Origin of the sequence: Sediminihabitans luteus, from assembly GCF_002797595.1 — a bacterium.
Taxonomy (GTDB): Bacteria; Actinomycetota; Actinomycetes; order Actinomycetales; family Cellulomonadaceae; genus Paraoerskovia; species Paraoerskovia lutea.
Window position 1 is genome coordinate 365,849 of the sequence record NZ_PGFE01000003.1, and the last position, 16,083, is coordinate 381,931.

At 75.0% G+C, this 16,083-nt stretch carries 15 protein-coding genes and 1 riboswitch; of the genes, 11 read left to right on the forward strand and 4 right to left on the reverse strand.

Features of this window, described 5'->3' with window-relative positions:
• Nucleotides 1–161: 161 nt before the first annotated feature.
• The 8 genes from pgi to CLV28_RS11385 all read left to right on the forward strand — a co-directional run bounded on the left by pgi (nt 162) and on the right by CLV28_RS11385 (nt 9,209).
• Nucleotides 162–1,850 carry a glucose-6-phosphate isomerase gene (pgi, locus tag CLV28_RS11350; protein WP_100423415.1) on the forward strand — a complete coding sequence of 563 codons (1,689 nt, stop codon included), beginning with the start codon at nt 162–164 and terminating at the stop codon, nt 1,848–1,850.
• Between the two features lie 92 nt (nt 1,851–1,942).
• The gene (locus tag CLV28_RS11355; protein ID WP_100423416.1) at nt 1,943–3,073 is read left to right on the forward strand and encodes an N-acetyltransferase; all 1,131 of its coding nucleotides are present in this window, start codon (nt 1,943–1,945) and stop codon (nt 3,071–3,073) included.
• A 120-nt stretch (nt 3,074–3,193) separates the two neighbouring features.
• Entirely contained in the window at nt 3,194–4,024 is an 831-nt protein-coding gene (locus CLV28_RS11360) for an STAS domain-containing protein (RefSeq protein ID WP_100423490.1), read from the forward strand.
• A complete protein-coding gene (locus CLV28_RS11365) occupies nt 4,021–4,428 on the forward strand; it encodes an STAS domain-containing protein (RefSeq protein ID WP_211281471.1) in 408 nt (135 codons plus the stop codon). The genes CLV28_RS11360 and CLV28_RS11365 overlap by 4 nt, the downstream gene beginning before the upstream one ends.
• Complete coding sequence (locus CLV28_RS11370; RefSeq protein ID WP_100423417.1) at nt 4,425–4,832, forward strand: ATP-binding protein; 408 nt, start codon at nt 4,425–4,427, stop codon at nt 4,830–4,832. Before CLV28_RS11365 ends, CLV28_RS11370 begins: the two co-directional genes overlap by 4 nt.
• Entirely contained in the window at nt 4,829–5,878 is a 1,050-nt protein-coding gene (locus CLV28_RS11375; RefSeq protein WP_203968045.1) for an ATP-binding protein, read from the forward strand. Before CLV28_RS11370 ends, CLV28_RS11375 begins: the two co-directional genes overlap by 4 nt.
• Complete coding sequence (locus tag CLV28_RS11380; protein WP_100423418.1) at nt 5,875–7,599, forward strand: ATP-binding response regulator; 1,725 nt, start codon at nt 5,875–5,877, stop codon at nt 7,597–7,599. Before CLV28_RS11375 ends, CLV28_RS11380 begins: the two co-directional genes overlap by 4 nt.
• A complete protein-coding gene (locus CLV28_RS11385; protein ID WP_100423419.1) occupies nt 7,596–9,209 on the forward strand; it encodes a fused response regulator/phosphatase in 1,614 nt (537 codons plus the stop codon). Before CLV28_RS11380 ends, CLV28_RS11385 begins: the two co-directional genes overlap by 4 nt.
• A gap of 33 nt (nt 9,210–9,242) precedes the next feature.
• On the opposite strand, the gene CLV28_RS11390 is transcribed toward CLV28_RS11385, so the two are convergent.
• From CLV28_RS11390 to CLV28_RS11405, 4 genes are all read right to left on the reverse strand, one after another.
• Entirely contained in the window at nt 9,243–9,683 is a 441-nt protein-coding gene (locus CLV28_RS11390; protein ID WP_100423420.1) for a hypothetical protein, read from the reverse strand.
• A gap of 92 nt (nt 9,684–9,775) precedes the next feature.
• A complete protein-coding gene (locus CLV28_RS11395) occupies nt 9,776–10,855 on the reverse strand; it encodes an ABC transporter ATP-binding protein (RefSeq protein WP_100423421.1) in 1,080 nt (359 codons plus the stop codon).
• Nucleotides 10,855–12,555, reverse strand: coding sequence for an ABC transporter permease (locus CLV28_RS11400; protein ID WP_373314233.1), 1,701 nt, complete (start codon nt 12,553–12,555; stop codon nt 10,855–10,857). The genes CLV28_RS11395 and CLV28_RS11400 overlap by 1 nt, the downstream gene beginning before the upstream one ends.
• Nucleotides 12,556–12,559: 4 nt before the next feature.
• A complete protein-coding gene (locus CLV28_RS11405) occupies nt 12,560–13,621 on the reverse strand; it encodes a thiamine ABC transporter substrate-binding protein (protein WP_100423422.1) in 1,062 nt (353 codons plus the stop codon).
• Nucleotides 13,622–13,671: 50 nt separating this feature from the next.
• Nucleotides 13,672–13,779, reverse strand: a riboswitch (TPP riboswitch).
• Nucleotides 13,780–13,878: 99 nt separating this feature from the next.
• Between CLV28_RS11405 and CLV28_RS11410 the strand changes: the two genes are divergently transcribed.
• From CLV28_RS11410 to moaC, 3 genes are read left to right on the forward strand one after another with little or no spacing between them, the layout of a single operon-like run.
• Nucleotides 13,879–14,178, forward strand: coding sequence for a DUF4235 domain-containing protein (locus tag CLV28_RS11410; RefSeq protein WP_239073066.1), 300 nt, complete (start codon nt 13,879–13,881; stop codon nt 14,176–14,178).
• A 49-nt stretch (nt 14,179–14,227) separates the two neighbouring features.
• Nucleotides 14,228–15,493 (forward strand): molybdopterin molybdotransferase MoeA, encoded by a 1,266-nt coding sequence (locus CLV28_RS11415; protein WP_100423423.1) that lies wholly within the window; start codon nt 14,228–14,230, stop codon nt 15,491–15,493.
• 39 nt (nt 15,494–15,532) lie between these two features.
• Nucleotides 15,533–16,009 (forward strand): cyclic pyranopterin monophosphate synthase MoaC, encoded by a 477-nt coding sequence (gene moaC / locus CLV28_RS11420; protein WP_100423424.1) that lies wholly within the window; start codon nt 15,533–15,535, stop codon nt 16,007–16,009.
• Nucleotides 16,010–16,083 lie beyond the last annotated feature (74 nt).

Consider the following 16,083-nt stretch of genomic DNA (forward strand, 5'->3'; position numbering starts at 1 on the left):
CGGGCTCGTGAGCACTCCTGACGAGTGCCCGCAGCGCAGACCGCGAGGGCGGGTCGCGCCCAGGACGCATAGGTTTGTCCCGGAGCAGATCGACGGCGACCCTCTCCGCCGGGTGCCGCACCAGGCACCAGTCCCCGACGAGCAGAAGGCACGGTACCCACGTGAGCACGGCACCGATCGACGCGACGACCACCCCGGCCTGGACGGACCTCACCGCCCACCTCGCGCAGTTCCGCGGCGACCTGCGCGGCTGGTTCGCGACCGACCCGGGCCGGGCCGCGCGCATGACGTTCGACGCCGCCGACCTCCACGTCGACCTGTCGAAGAACCTCGTCACGGACGAGACCCTCGCGATCCTGCGCCGCCTCGCGGACGACGTCGCGCTGGGCGAGCGCCTCGCCGCGATGTTCGCGGGCGAGCACGTCAACGTCACGGAGGACCGCGCGGTGCTGCACACCGCGCTGCGGCGCCCCGCGCCCGAGGGCGACGCCGACCACCTCGTCGTCGACGGCCAGGACGTCGACGCGGACGTGCAGGACGAGCTCACCAAGGTCTACGCGTTCGCCGAGAATGTGCGCTCGGGCGAGTGGCGCGGCGTCACCGGCAAGAAGGTCCGCACGGTCGTCAACATCGGGATCGGCGGCTCCGACCTCGGCCCCGTCATGGCGTACGAGGCGCTCGAGCCCTACGTCCAGGCCGGCCTCGAGGTGCGGTTCGTCAGCAACATCGACCCGACCGACGTCGCCACGACCGTCGCCGACCTCGACCCCGAGCGCACGCTGTTCGTCGTCGCGTCCAAGACCTTCGGCACGCTCGAGACCCTCACGAACGCGCGGCTCGCGCGTGCTTGGCTCTGGGAGTCCCTGCAGGCCCGGGGCGCGATCAAGGACACCGACAAGGCCCGCACCAAGGCCGTCTCGAAGCACTTCGTCGCGGTCTCGACCGCGCTCGACAAGGTCGAGGCGTTCGGCATCGACCCCGCCAACGCGTTCGGCTTCTGGGACTGGGTCGGCGGGCGCTACTCGGTCGACTCCGCGATCGGCCTCTCGCTCGCGATCGCCGTCGGCCCCGACGCGTTCGCCGAGATGCTCGCCGGCTTCCACGCGATCGACGAGCACGTGCGCACCACGCCGTTCGAGCGCAACGTGCCTGTACTCATGGGCCTGCTCAACGTCTGGTACGTCAACTTCCTCGACGCCCACACGCACGCGGTGCTCCCCTACGCCCAGCACCTGCACCGGTTCCCCGCGTACCTCCAGCAGCTCACGATGGAGTCGAACGGCAAGTCGGTGCGGTGGGACGGGTCCCCCGTGACCACGCAGACCGGCGAGGTGTTCTGGGGCGAGCCCGGCACCAACGGCCAGCACGCGTTCTACCAGCTCATCCACCAGGGCACGCGCGTGATCCCGGCCGACTTCATCGCGGTCGCCAACCCGGCCTACCCGCTGAGCGACGGCGGCACCGACGTGCACGAGCTGTTCCTCGCGAACTTCTTCGCCCAGACCAAGGCGCTCGCGTTCGGCAAGACGGCCGACGAGGTGCGCGCCGAGGGCACCGCCGAGGAGGTCGTCGCGGCCCGCACGTTCTCCGGGAACCGCCCGACGACGTCCATCATGGCGCCCGCGCTCACGCCGTCGGTGCTCGGCCAGCTCGTCGCGCTCTACGAGCACATCACGTTCGTCCAGGGCGTCGTGTGGGGCATCGACAGCTTCGACCAGTGGGGCGTCGAGCTCGGCAAGAAGCTCGCGGTCGAGCTCGCCCCGGCCGTCGCGGGCGACACCGCGGTGATCGAGGCGCAGGACGCCTCGACGCGGGCGCTCGTCGAGCACTACCGCGCGCTGCGGGGCTGACCCGGCGCCGCGGCGTCCGCCCCCGACCTGCTGCGCGTGGCCGGCACCGGAATTCGGTGGACGGCCACGCCCAGCCCCGACACGATCGGGGGATGACCACACACTCGCAGGACGACGCCTGGCTGGTCGTCGAGGCCCCGCACCCTTCGAGCCTCGACGCACCGGAGGCGTGGGCGTACGTGGGTCGGTGCCTCGTCGACGCGGCCTCCGAGACCGCGCTGCACGGCTGGGACGACCTCAGCTCGCCCGCGCCCGCGGTGCTCGCCGCGATGGCCGACCAGCGGCACACGCGCAAGACGCTCCTCGTGGCGGTGCCCGCGGGGACGGACCCGGCGACCGCGGTCGCGACCGACGTCCGCGGGTTCGCGCTGGTCAAGGTGCCGCTCGACGACAACCTGCACCTCGCGCAGGTGTCGGTCGTCGTCCACCCGGAGCACGACGCCGACGCCGCGCTCGGCACCGCGCTGCTCGATCGCGCCACCGCGGTCGCGACCGCCGCGGGCCGCACCACCGCGATCCAGGCGACCATGCACGCGCACGAGCCCGCCGAGGGGCCGGGGTCGCTCACCTCGCCCACGGGCAGCGGCCGCGTCCCGACCGACGCGCCGGCGGTCCGCCGCGTGCTCGACGCGGGCTGGACGCTCGTCCAGGTCGAGCGCCACTCGATCCTCCCGCTGCCCGCCGACCCGGCCGAGGTCGAGGGGTGGCGCGCGGCGTCCGCGGCGCGGGCCGGCGCCGACTACAGGGCCGTGACCTGGGACGACGCGATCCCGCCGGAGCGGCTCGGCCAGGTCGCGCACCTGATGCAGCGCATGAGCACCGACGCGCCCTCGGGCGAGGCCGCGCTCGAGGAGGAGAGCTGGGACGCGGAGCGCTACGGCGACCTCGTCGACGCGCTCCACGCGGGAGGGCGGCGCCTGCTCATGACCGTCGTCGAGCACGTGCCCACGGGCGACCTCGTGGCGTTCACGCTCTTCGTCCACCCCGTCGACCAGCCGGCGTTCGCCTTCCAGGAGGACACGCTCGTGCTCCGCGAGCACCGCGGCCGCCGCCTCGGGATGCTCGCGAAGGCGACCAACCTCGCCGCCCTCGCCGCGATCCGGCCGTCGGTCGAGCGCGTGCACACGTGGAACGCGCAGGAGAACGGCCCGATGCTCGACATCAACGTCGCGATGGGGTTCGCCCCGTCGGGCGTCGTCGCGCTGTGGCAGCGAGGCCTCTGACCCCGAGCCCGTCGGTCGCCCGCGGCGCCGCGGGCGGCGTCCGGGACACCCAGGCGATCTCGGTACACTCACGGGGCGGCTCGAGCAGTGCGGTCGCGCTTCCCCCGGAAGGAGACCGCGATGCCCCCTGTCGCCATGCAGTCCCTCGCCCAGATCCTCACCGACCACGCGGACGCCGTCCGCTCGGCCTGGATCACCGCCGTCGCCGACGAGCTCCGCGGACGCACGTCCCGCGGCGAGCTCGAGCGCGAGCAGGCCGACATCTTCGACGCGCTCGTCGAGGGCCTCCAGCGGGGCGGTGAGCGGATCGGCGACGAGCCGTTCGACCAGCTGCGCGGGATCCTCAGCGACGTCTCGTCCGCGCGCGCCCGCCTCGGCTTCACGCCCCGCGAGACCGCGGTCGGCGTGTTCGCGCTCAAGGAGGGCCTGTACGGGCTGTCCGCGCAGGGCGTGACGACCGACGTGACGCCGCTGCTGCGCCTCGTCGACGAGCTCGGGCTCTTCACGTTCGAGTCGTTCGCCGCCGCGCGCGAGGCGATCATCGTCGAGCAGTCCGAGCAGCTGCTCGAGCTCTCGACGCCGGTCGTCAAGATCTGGGAGGGCGTCGTCGCCGTGCCGCTCGTCGGCACGCTCGACTCGGCGCGCACGCAGGTCGTCATGGAGACCCTGCTCAACACGCTCGTCGAGACGGGCAGCGCGCACGCGATCATCGACATCACGGGCGTTCCCGCGGTCGACACGCAGGTCGCGCAGCACCTGCTCAAGACGGTCGTCGCGGCCCGCCTCATGGGCGCCGAGTGCACGATCAGCGGCATCCGGCCGCAGATCGCGCAGACCATCGTCGCGCTCGGCATCGAGTTCGGCGACATCCGCACGCGCGCGACGCTCGCGGACGCGCTGGTCGACGCGCTGCGCTCCGACCGCCGGACGGCAGCGACGGTGCTCGCGTGACCGAGTCGGTCCCGATCCTGAAGATCGGCACGACCCTGCTCGTCTCGATCCAGGTCGACCTGCAGGACGACACCGCGCTCCAGCTCCAGGAGGACCTCGCCGACCGCATCACGCGCACGGGCGCGCGCGGCGTGATCATCGACATCTCGGGCCTGGAGATCGTCGACAGCTTCATCGGTCGCATGCTCGCCGCGGTCGCCGCCATCTCGCGCGTCCTGGACGCGCAGACGGTCGTCGTCGGCATGCGTCCGGCCGTCGCGATCACCATGGTCGAGCTCGGCCTCTCGCTCGGCGGCGTCCGGACCGCGCTCGACGTCGAGCGCGGGCTCGCGATGCTCGAGCCCGACGAGGAGTCGGCCGAGGACGTCCTGCTCGCCGCGGCCGCCGAGCGCGAGCAGAGATGACGACCGCGACGCTCGAGCGGCTCGCGGTCAGCACCGACGCCGACGTGGTCCGCGTGCGGCAGGCCGTGCGGACCTTCGCGCAGCAGGCGCGCCTGTCCCTCGTCGACCAGACGAAGTTCGTCACGGCGGCGAGCGAGCTCGCGCGCAACATGCTCGTCTACGGCGGCGGGGGCGACGTCGAGGTCGAGGTCGTGTCCGACGGCCGCCGCACGGGCGTGCGCGCGGCGTTCGCCGACGAGGGGCCCGGGATCCCGGACCTCGACCTCGCACTGACCGACGGCTGGACCAGCGGCGGCGGGCTCGGTCTCGGGCTCTCGGGCTCGCGGCGGCTCGTGGGGCAGTTCTCGATCGACACCGCGCCCGGGGCCGGGACGCGCGTCGAGATCGCCACGTGGTCGCGGTGAGCGCTCCCGGCGCGACGCCCGTCGTGCCCGACGCCGAGCTGCTCGGCGACGGCGTCTGGTTCACGATCGACCACGCGTCGGCCGTGGGGGGCGTGCGCCGCGCGGCGCAGGCCGCCGCCGTCCGGCTCGGGCTCGGCGAGGACCGCGCGGCCGAGGTGGGCCTCGTCGTGTCCGAGCTCGCGACCAACCAGACGCTGCACGCGGGGTCGGGCACGGTCCTGCTGCGCGTGCGGCGCACCGCGGGGCACGCCGCCCTCGAGGTGCTCGCGGTCGACGCGGGCCCGGGCATGCGCGACGTCTCGGCCGCGATGCGCGACGGCGTCTCGACGCGCGGCACGCTCGGCATCGGCCTCGGGACCCTCCCGCGCCTGACGACGGCGTGGGACGCGTGGTCCGCGCCCGGCGCCGGGACGGTCGTCGCGGCGGTCTTCGCCTCGCCGGGCGGAGCGGACGCCGCGGCCCGTGCCCTGCGCGAGCCCACCGGGATCCTGCGTCCGATGACGGGGCAGACCGTCTGCGGGGACGCCTGCGCGGTGCGGTACGACGGCGGCGCGACCACGGTCCTCGTGGCCGACGGCCTCGGGCACGGGCCCCTCGCGGCGCTCGCGTCGCGCGCGGCCGTGCGCGCCTTCGAGGCCGCGCCGGACGACGGACCGGTCGGGCACGTCCGTCGCGTGCACGCCGCGATCTCGGGGACCCGGGGCGCCGCGGTCGCGGTCGCGCGCCTCGAGGGCTCGACGCTGCGGCACGCCGGGCTCGGGAACATCGCGGGCGCCCTGGTCGGCACGCGGGTGCGTCGGCTCATGAGCCACCCCGGGATCGCGGGGTCGCACTCGCCGACCGTCCGGGAGACCAGCCACCCGGTCGAGCGCGGCGACGTCGTCCTGCTGCACAGCGACGGGCTCACCGACCGTGCCGACCTCACCCCGTACGCGGGCGTCGCGGGCCACTCGCCGCTCGTGGTCGCCGGGCTGCTCGTGCGCGACTTCGGCACACGGCCCGACGACGCGTGCGCGCTCGTCCTGCCCGTGGTCGGGACGCGATGACCACCCCGCTGCTCACGGCGCACCTCGCGCACGACACGGACCTGCTCGCGCTGCGGCGCGCGGGCCGGGAGATCGGGCGCGCGCTCGGCCACGAGGCCCGCGGCCAGGTCCGGCTCGCGACCGCGCTCTCGGAGGTCGGGAGGGCCGCGCTGGCGCTCGGTCCCGCGGACGTCACGATCCGGCTCGCGCACGACGTCGACCGCGGCCGGATCGAGGCCGAGGTGGTCGCCGCGGGCCCGCTCGCGGCGTCCGGGTCCACGGCCGACGGCGGGGTCCCCGCCGCCCGGCGGCTCGTCGACGAGCTCGTGCTCTCGCCTGACGGCCGCAGCGCGGTGCTGGTCGTCGCCCTGCCGGCGTCGGCGCGGACCGACGCGGCCGCGCTCACCGCCCTGCGGCGCAGCGTCCGCCAGGCGCACGCCGCGGACGCCCTCGACGAGCTGCGCGTGCAGAACGCCGAGCTGCTGCGCACGCACGACGAGCTCCTCGCGCAGCAGGAGGAGCTGCGCCGCCTCAACGCCGAGCTCGAGGAGACCAACCGGGGCGTCGTCGCGATGTTCCACGAGCTCTCGGCCGAGCTCGAGGAGACCAACTCGGGCGTCGTCGCGCTGTACGCCGAGCTCGACGAGCGCGGGAGCCAGCTCAGCGCGGCGAACGAGGCCAAGTCGCGGTTCCTGCGCAACGTGAGCCACGAGCTGCGCTCGCCCGTGAACTCGATCATCGGCCTCGGGTCGCTGCTGCAGGAGTCGGCGCTCGACGGTGACCAGCGCCAGCAGGTGAGCTTCGTCCGGGAGAGCGCCGCGACGCTCCTGACGCTCGTCGACGAGCTCCTCGAGCTGGCGCGTGCCGAGGCCGGCCACCAGGACGTCGTCCCCGCACCCATCGACCTCGCCGAGCTGCTCGCCGAGCTGCGCGGAACGATCCAGCCGCTCGTGCGCCCGGGGGTCGACCTCGCGGTGGGCGAGCCCCCGACGGCGACGCTCGTGAGCGACCGTCGGCTCGTCGCCCGCGTCCTGCGGAACCTGCTCTCGAACGCCGCGAAGTTCACCGAGACCGGCTCCGTGCGCCTCACCGTGCGGGCCGGCGACGACGGCACGACGGTCTTCACGGTGACCGACACGGGCCTGGGCGTGCCCACGGACCAGATCGACGCGATCTTCGAGGAGTTCGTGCAGGTGCCCAACCACCTGCAGCCGAGCGCGCGCGGCACGGGGCTCGGCCTGCCGTACTCGCGCCGCACGGCCGAGGCGCTCGGGGGCGGGCTCACGGCCCGCTCGACGCACGGCGAGGGCAGCGAGTTCACGCTCGTCCTGCCGACGCTCCCCGCGCACGAGGAGCCGTCCTCGGTGGCGGCGCCCGAGAGCCCGCCCGCGCGCCTGGGCCACGTCCTCGTGGTCGACGACGACCGCGCCTACGGCGCGCTCGTCGCGGGCCTGCTGCGCGACGAGGCCGAGCGCGTGAGCGTCGCGCACGACGCGCGTCACGCGCACGCCTTGCTGAACGACTCCCCCGCCGACGCCGTCGTGCTCGACGTGCGGATGCCCGGGACGGACGGCGTCGAGCTGCTCGCGCGCCTGCGGGACGAGTTGGGCGACCTGCCCGCGGTCCTGATGTCGAGCGGCGACCAGCCCGCCGACCTGCACGGTGCGACGTTCGTGCCCAAGTCGACGCTCGACCGCGCGACCCTGCGGGCCGCGCTCGGCCGCGCGGGCGGTCCCCGATGACGGGCACGCGGACCGTCCTGGTCGTCGACGACACCGACGCCCACCGCTACGTGATGTGCGCGTGGCTGCGGGCGGCAGGGTTCGACGTGCTCGAGGCCTCGACCGGGACGGCGGCGATCGAGCTCGCGGTCGCGACGATCGACGTCGTCGTGCTCGACATCAACCTGCCCGACGTCCCCGGTCCGGCGGTGCGCGACGCGATCAAGCGGGACCCGGCGACGGCACACGTGCCGGTGCTGCACGTGTCCGCGACCGCGATCGACGCCGCGGCGCGCACCGCGGGCCTCGAGGGCGGCGCCGACGCCTACCTGCCCGAGCCGCTCGACCGCGAGGAGTTCGTCGCGACGGTCCGCGCGCTGTGCCGCACCCACGACGCCCAGCGCGGGGCGGGTCGCACCGCACGGCGGTTCGAGGCGCTCACCGCGTCGCTCGTCCCGCTGCACGAGGCCAGGACGCCCGAGGAGGTCGTCGACCGCGCCGCGCGCGGGGCCGCGACGGTGCTCGGCACCGCGGTCGTGGCGATGGTGGTGGTCGACCACCAGACGGTGCTGCGCACGGTGTGCGCGCACGCCGACGGACCGCTCGTGCGCGGCCGCGGCACGACACCCGTCCCGCCCCCCGGTTCGCCCTCCGCGACCGACGCCACCGGCCCGACGTCGGCCGTGTTCGCCGCGTCCGAGCTGCCCGCGCCCTGGCGTCCGCTGCTGGCCGAGGCGGGCGTCGCGGACGGCGCCTGGTGGACCGTGTGGCTGCGCGACGGCGACGGCACGCTCCTGGGCGGCCTCGGCGTGCGGCTCGACGCGGCGGGCTGCACGCCAACCCCCGAGGAGCGCGACGCGGTCGAGCGCTTCACGGACGCGACCGTGGTGGCCCTCGCCAACCTGCGCACGTTCGCCGAGGAGCAGCGGCTCGCGCGCGCCCTGCAGCGCACCTTCCTGCCCGACGGGCTGACGGTCCGGGGCGCGGTCGAGGTCTCGGCCCGCTACGCGGCGTCCGACGAGCGGCTCGACGTCGGGGGCGACTTCTACGACGCGTTCGACCTGCCCGACGGCCGGGTCGCCGTCGTCATCGGGGACGTGCAGGGCCACTCCCTGCGGGCCGCGTCGGTCATGGCGGAGGTCCGCCTGTACCTGCGCGCGTACCTGCGCGAGGGGCACGCCACGGGCCGCGCCCTCGACCTGGTCAACGAGTCCCTGCGCGAGGACCACCCCGAGCTCGTGACGGCCTGCGTCTGCGTGCTCGACCCGGAGACTGGTCGGGCCGAGATCTCGGACGCGGGCCACCTCCCGGCCCTCCTCGTGCGCGCGGACGGCGGTGTGACGGTCGCGAAGGCGCCCGGTCGACTGCTCGGCCTGCCACGACCCGACGAGCGGTCGGTGCACGAGGACGTCCTGGGCGAGCACGACGCGCTCGTGCTCGTGACCGACGGCCTGGTCGAGCGACGGGACCGCTCGCTGCGCGAGGGCCTCGACCTGCTGATGGACGTCGCGCGCGGCGTCGCGACGCTGACCCCCGACGAGGCCTGCGCGTACCTCATCGGCGCGTTCGAGGACGCCGGGGTCGAGGACGACGTCGCCGTCGTGGTCGCGCGCCGCACGACGTCACGCTGAGCCGGCGGTCGCGCTGAGCCCGTCGCGGTGACCTCAGTCGAGCCAGCCCGGAGCGGTCGACATGACCACCTCAGTCCAGAAGTCGCGCGCGTCGGCAGGTACCTCGCCGTCCGCGGGCGCGATCGCCCACACCGTGAACGGCAGCCCGTCGGCCACGCCCTCGCGCAGCACCGTGCCCTCGACCGCGGGCGCGCACTGCATCTCGGTGCCGACGCACACCGCGACCACCACGTCGTCGTCGCGCGAGAACTCGTAGTACGACACGCCCGAGGCCATGAGCGCGTCGAGCCCGACGAGCCGCTCGGGCACGGTCCCCGGGAGCACCACGAAGTGCTGCTCCGCGAACTCCTCGACCGTCTCGAGCCCGGTCACGCCGTCGAGCGCCGGGTCCTGCCCGCCGCAGCCCGAGAGCACCACCGCGGCCGCGAACGCCACGATCGAGGCGCGCGCGAGCGCCGTCCTGGTCGTCGACATCGTTCCCCCTCCACCGCACGGACGAGGTGTCGCCGCACAATCCGGACACATGGTCACCCGGGCCACGCACCAGGTCAAGGATCGCCACGGGGTCACCCCACGACGGCGCACCCCTCGCGGTCGAGCTCGACCCGCACGGCGGCGCCGTCCGCGGGGACCCGTCCCGGCGCCGCGAGCGCCACGAGGTCCCGCACGCCCTCCCCCAGGTCGACGCGCACCGTGACCTCGGGCCGTCCGCGTCGGACGACGGAGCGGACCACGCGCGCGGACCAGCCGTCGGTTCCGGGCACGGCGCCGTCAGGAACCGCAGCGTCGTAAGGTACCGCAGCGTCGTCAGGAACCGCAGCGCCGTCAGGAACCGCAGCGCCGTGCGGAACCGCAGCGCCGTCGGGGACCGGGTCCGCGACCCGCAGCCCGGCCGGTCCGACCGCGAGGTCGTGCCCGTCGTCCGCCACGAACGCCTGGTAGCCGAGGAACCGTGCGACGGTGCGCGTCGCGGGCGCGGCCCAGAGCGTCGCGGGCGGCGCGACCTGGAGCAGCCGGCCGGCGTCCATGACGGCGACGCGGTCGGCGACCGTGAACGCCTCGTCGTGGTCGTGCGTCACGAACACGGCGGTCGTGCCGGTCGCGAGCAGCGCGGCGCGCAGGTCGGTCGCGAGGCGTTCGCGCAGCGCGCGGTCGAGCGCCGAGAGCGGCTCGTCGAGCAGGAGCAGCCGGGGTTGCGGCGCGAGCGAGCGGGCGAGCGCGACGCGCTGCTTCTCGCCGCCCGAGAGGGTCGCGACCGACCGGTCGCCGTACCCGGCGAGGCCGACGACGTCGAGCAGGTCGCCCACGCGGGCGGCCCGTGCGGCCCGGTCGAGGCCCTGCACGCGCAGCCCGTACGCGACGTTCCCGGCGACGTCCTGGTGCGCGAAGAGCTGCCCGTCCTGGAACATGAGCCCGAACCCGCGCCGGTGCACGGGCACGCCCGCGAGGTCGTCGCCGTCCCAGCGCACCGTCCCGCCGGCGAGCGGCTCGAGGCCCGCGACCGCGCGCAGCAGGCTCGACTTGCCGCAGCCCGAGGGGCCGAGCAGCGCGAGCACCTCGCCGCGTGCGACGTCGAGCGCGACGTCGTCGACCGCGGTCGTGCCGTCGTAGCGCACCACGGCGCCGCGGACCTCCAGCCCAGCCATCAGAACTCTCCTGTCCGGTCGCCGCGCAGACGTTCTGCGAGCAGCATGACGGTCGCCGTGAGCAGCGCGAGCACGACGCTCGCGGCCAGGGCCATGCCGTAGTTCTCGGCCCCAGGCTTGCCGATGAGCCGGTAGATCACGACCGGCAGGGTCGCGGTGTCGGGGCGCGCGAGGAACGACGTCGCCCCGAACTCGCCGAGCGACGTCGCGAACGCGAAGCCGATCGCGAGGCCGAGCGGGGGCGCGGCGACGGGCAGGTCGACGGTGCGCAGCACGCGTCCCGGGCTCGCGCCGAGCGTCGCGGCGGCCTCGCGCAGCCGCGGGTCGATCGCCCGCAGCACGGGCAGCAGCACGCGCACGACGAGCGGGACCGCGACCACGGCCTGCGCGATCGGCACGAGGAGGCCCGACGTGCGCAGGTCGACGTCGAGCCCGAGGGGCTTGTCGAGCGTGATGAGGAACCCGAAGCCGACGGTCACGGCCGAGACGCCCAGGGGCAGCATGAACACCGAGTCGAGCACCGCGAGCGCACGCCGGCCGGCGCGGGCGCGCGGGCGACGGGAGACGACGAGCGCGACGAGCCCGCCCACGGCGACGGCGAACAGCGTCGCGAGCGCGGCGGTGCGCAGCGAGTTCGCGGCGGCCTCCCACACGGTGACGCTGAGCGCGTTCGCACCGCCCGTGGTGCCGAGGTTGCGGTAGTTGTCGAGCCCCCAGCCGTCGGGCACCTCGAACGAGCGCACGAGCAGCGTGCCCAGCGGCAGCGCGAGCAGGCCGAGCACGACGGCCGCGGTGACCGCGAGCGGTGCGGCGTCGGTGCGCAGGTCGAGGGATCGCGCGCTCGTGCCCGAGGTCAGGTGCAGCGCGCGCTCGCGGCGCGAGCGCGCTCGGTTCGCGACGAGCAGCGCCGCGGCGACGACGACGAGCTGCACGACGCTCAGCACGGACGCGGTGCGCAGGTCGAGGAACTGCGTGGTCTGCACGTAGATCTCGGTCTCGACCGTGCCGTAGCCGAGCGGTCCGAGGACGAGCACGATCCCGAACGCGGTCGCGCAGAACAGGAAGACGATCGACGCGGCGGACGCGATCGCGGGCGTCAGCGCCGGGAGCGTCACGGTGCGGAAGGCCCGTGCGGGCGAGGCGCCGAGCGACCGTGCGGCCTGCTCGGCGCGCGGGTCGAGGCGCTCCCACAGGCCGCCGACCGTGCGCACCACGACCGTGTAGTTGAAGAAGACCAGCGCGAGCACGATCGCCGTGAACGTCTGGTCGAGGCCGAGGAACCCGAGCGGGCCGGACGTCGCGAGCAGCGCCCGGAACGCGACGCCCACGACGACGGTGGGGAGCACGAACGGCACGGTCACGAGGCCGCGCACGAGGGCGCGGCCGGGGAAGTCGCACCGGTACAGCACGTACGCGCCCGGGATCCCGAGCAGCACCGACGCCACGGTGCCGACCACGGCCTGCCCGAGCGTCGTGCCGATGATCCGCCAGGTGCGCGGGTCGGAGAAGACGTCGGCGAACCCGCCGAGGTCGAGCGCGCCGTCCGCCACGAACCCGCGGGCGACGAGCGCGGCGACGGGCCACGCGAAGAAGAGGCCGAGGAACGCGAGCGGCACGACGGCCGCGAGCACCCAGCCGGTCCGCCAGGCGAGGACCCGCCCGGCGCGCGGGGCGCCGGGCAGGTGCCGTCGGGTGGTCACGTCGTCAGCCGACGACCGTCGCCGTCCACGCCGTGATCCACTCGTCGCGGTGCGCGGAGATGTCGGCGGGGTCGACCTCGAACGGCGCCGGGGCGAGCGGTGCGAACTTCTCCCACTCGGCGGGCAGCGCGGCGTCGGGGTCGACGGGGTACACGTACATCTGCCCCGGCAGGTCCTCCTGGAACGCGGTCGAGGAGAGGAAGTCGACGAGCTGCTGCGCGCCCTCGGGGTTCTCGGCGCCCGCGAGCACGCCCGCGTACTCGACCTGCCGGAAACACGTGTCGAGCAGCGCGGTCGTGCTCGTCGTCGTGCCGTCATCGGACGCGGTGAACGCGGGCGACGACGAGTACGACAGGACGAGCGGGCGGTCGCCGCCCGAGGTGGTGAAGTCGACCGAGTAGGCGTCCTCCCAGCCGTCGACGACCTTGACGCCGTTGTCGGCGAGCGACGCCCAGTAGTCCTCCCAGCCGTCCTCGCCGAACGCGCCCACGGTCGCGACGAGGAACGCGAGGCCGGGCGACGACGTCGCCGGGTTGGTCACCACGAGCAGGTCCGCGTACTCCGGCTTCGCGAGGTCCTCGAGGGTCGTGGGCACCGCGAGGTCGTGCTTCGCGAACCAGTCGGTGTCGGCGTTGACGCACACGTCGCCCATGTCGATCGGGGTGAGCGCGCCGTCGCCGAGCACGAGGCCCGCGGCGTCGTCCGAGAGACCCTCGGGCGTGTACGGCTCGAACACCCCGGCGTCGAGCGCGCGCGAGGCGAACGTGTTGTCGACCCCGAACACGACGTCGCCCAGCGGCGCGTCCTTGGTGAGCACGAGCTGGTTGACGAGCGCGCCGCCGTCGCCCGGCGCGACCTGCTCGACCGTGAGGCCGGACTCGGCCTCGAACGCCTCGAGCACCTCGGGCGAGACGTTGAACGAGTCGTGCGTCACGAGCGTGACGGTGTCGGACGCGCCGTCCGACGCCGCGTCCGACGCGTCGTCCGACGAGCAGGCCGTGAGGGTCAGGGCCAGGGTGGCGGCACCGGCCACCGCCGCGAGCCGGGTCGTGCTGTGCATACGCATACGTCCTCCCAGGACTCAAGGAGGGGGTTCCGCACGCGGGTGCGCGTGCGGGGACGAGAAGCCCGACTTCCTCCACCGGTACTAACCGGATCAGGTTCGAGGGTCTGCGGTGGTCCGCACTCTCAGCGCCCTAGGGTGGCGCTCCCCTGTCGTTCAGGCCCACCCTAACCTCTCGTCGCGGTGCTCCCCGGGCGCGACCGGGTGGCGGGACGGATAGCGTGGGCGAGGCATCGACCGACCGTGGACCTGGAGGAACAGTGGGCAAGAAGAAGAACGAGAACGACGTCGACCTGCCCACGAAGGTCGCGACGATCGCGCTGACCTTCGCCGCCGGGTGGATCGCGCAGAAGGCCGTCGGCCAGGTGTGGAAGCGCGCGACCGGCAACGACGCGCCGACCAACACGGACGACCCGGAGATCGGGATCGCGCAGGCGGTCGCGTTCGCCGCCGTCTCGGGTGCGGCGATGGTGCTCGCGCGGCGGCTCGCGGCCCAGCAGGCCGGCAAGCTCACGCAGCGCTACATGGGCAAGAAGGTCGACCCCGAGATCGTCGACTGACGTCGGCCGGGGCTCGTGCGGCCGGGGCTCGCCCCGCTACGGTGGCCGCATGCCCCGACCGCGCACGACCCCGCCCCGGACGGTCGACGAGCACACCGGACGCGTGACTGCGCTCGTCGCACCGCTGCCGGTGGTAGCGCTCCCGCTCGACGACGCCGCGGGCGCCGTCCTCGCCGCACCGCTCGTCGCGCGCGCCGACGTCCCGCCGTTCGCCAACGCCGCGATGGACGGGTACGCCGTGCGGGCGGACGACGTCCGCGCGGCCGCCCCCGGCGCCCCCGTCACGCTCCGGGTCGTGGCGGACGTCGCGGCCGGCGTCGCCCCGACGGGCGTCGTCGGCCCCGGCGAGGCCGCGCGCATCATGACCGGCGCCCCCGTGCCGGACGGCGCGGACGCCGTCGTCCCCGTCGAGGACACCTCGACCGGGACGTTCGCGCACGGACCCCTCGACCCTGCGCACGTCGAGATCCGGGTGCTGCACCCGGTGCGCCCGGGCCGGTCGCACGTGCGCGACCGCGCCGAGGACGTGGCCGCGGGCAGCACGCTCGCCGCGCCCGGCACCGTCGTCACCGCCCGGCTCGTCGCGCTCGCCGCGTCCGTCGGGCTGACGTCGCTCCCGGTGCACCGGACCCCGCACGTGACCGTGGTCTCGACCGGCAGCGAGCTGGCCGCCGTCCCCGGCCCCGGCCAGATCCCCGACTCCAACTCGTACCTCCTGGCCGCGAGCGCCCGCGCCGCCGGCGCCGTCGTCGACCGTCGGGGAGCCGTCCCCGACACGGCCGACGCGCTCGCGGCCGCGCTCGACGCGGCGGCCTCGACGGCCGACCTCGTGGTGACCTCGGGCGGCGTCAGCGCGGGGGCGCTCGACGTGGTGCGGCACCTGCTCACGACCCACCCCGCGGCGTCCGACGCCGACGTCGCCGCGGTCGGCATGCAGCCCGGCAAGCCGCAGGTGCTGGCCCGCTGGCGCGGTGTGCCCGTGATCGCGGTGCCGGGCAATCCCGTCGCGGCGTTCGTGTCGTCCGAGCTGTTCGTGCGGCCCGCGATCGACCGGCTGCGCGGGCTGCCGGCGGCGGCACGCGCGACGGTCACCCGGGCCGCGGGCGACTCGTGGACCTCGCCACCAGGGCGACTCCAGGTCGTGCCCGTGGTGCACGACGACGCCGAACGCGTCACTCCCGTGCGGGCGACCTCGGGCGGCTCGGGCTCGCACCGCGCCTCGGTGCTCGCGCGCGCCGACGCGCTCGCCCTCGTGCCCGAGGACGTCACGCAGGTGCGCCCGGGCGACCGGGTCGAGGTCGTGCTGCTCGACTGACGCGTGCCGCTGGTGCACGCGGCCTGAGAGAGTGGACCCGTGAGCACCCCCTTCACCCACCTCGACGCCGCGGGCCACGCCCGGATGGTCGACGTGACCGCCAAGCAGCCCACGGTCCGCTCCGCGACAGCGACCGGCACCGTCCGGTGCGGCCCTGACGTCGTCGCAGCGCTGCGCTCGGGCGACGTGCCCAAGGGCGACGTCATGGCGGTCGCCCGGATCGCCGGGATCGCCGGCGCCAAGCGCACCGCCGAGCTGCTGCCCCTCGCGCACGTGATCGGCGTGCACGGCGCCGTGGTCGACCTCGACGTGCACGACGCCGGGGTCGCGATCACCGCGACGGTCCGCACCGCCGATCGCACGGGTGTCGAGATGGAGGCCCTGACCGCCGTCGCGGTCGCGGGCCTGGCGGTGGTCGACATGGTCAAGGGCCTCGACAAGTCCGTCGAGCTCACCGACGTGCGGCTCGAGGCCAAGACCGGCGGCAAGTCGGGCGACTGGCACCGCGAGGCCTGAGCCGCGACAGTCCGTCGCCCGGCCGGACGTCGCGCGGGGCGTGCCCTCCCGCCGCGCACGACCTCGTGGCACGA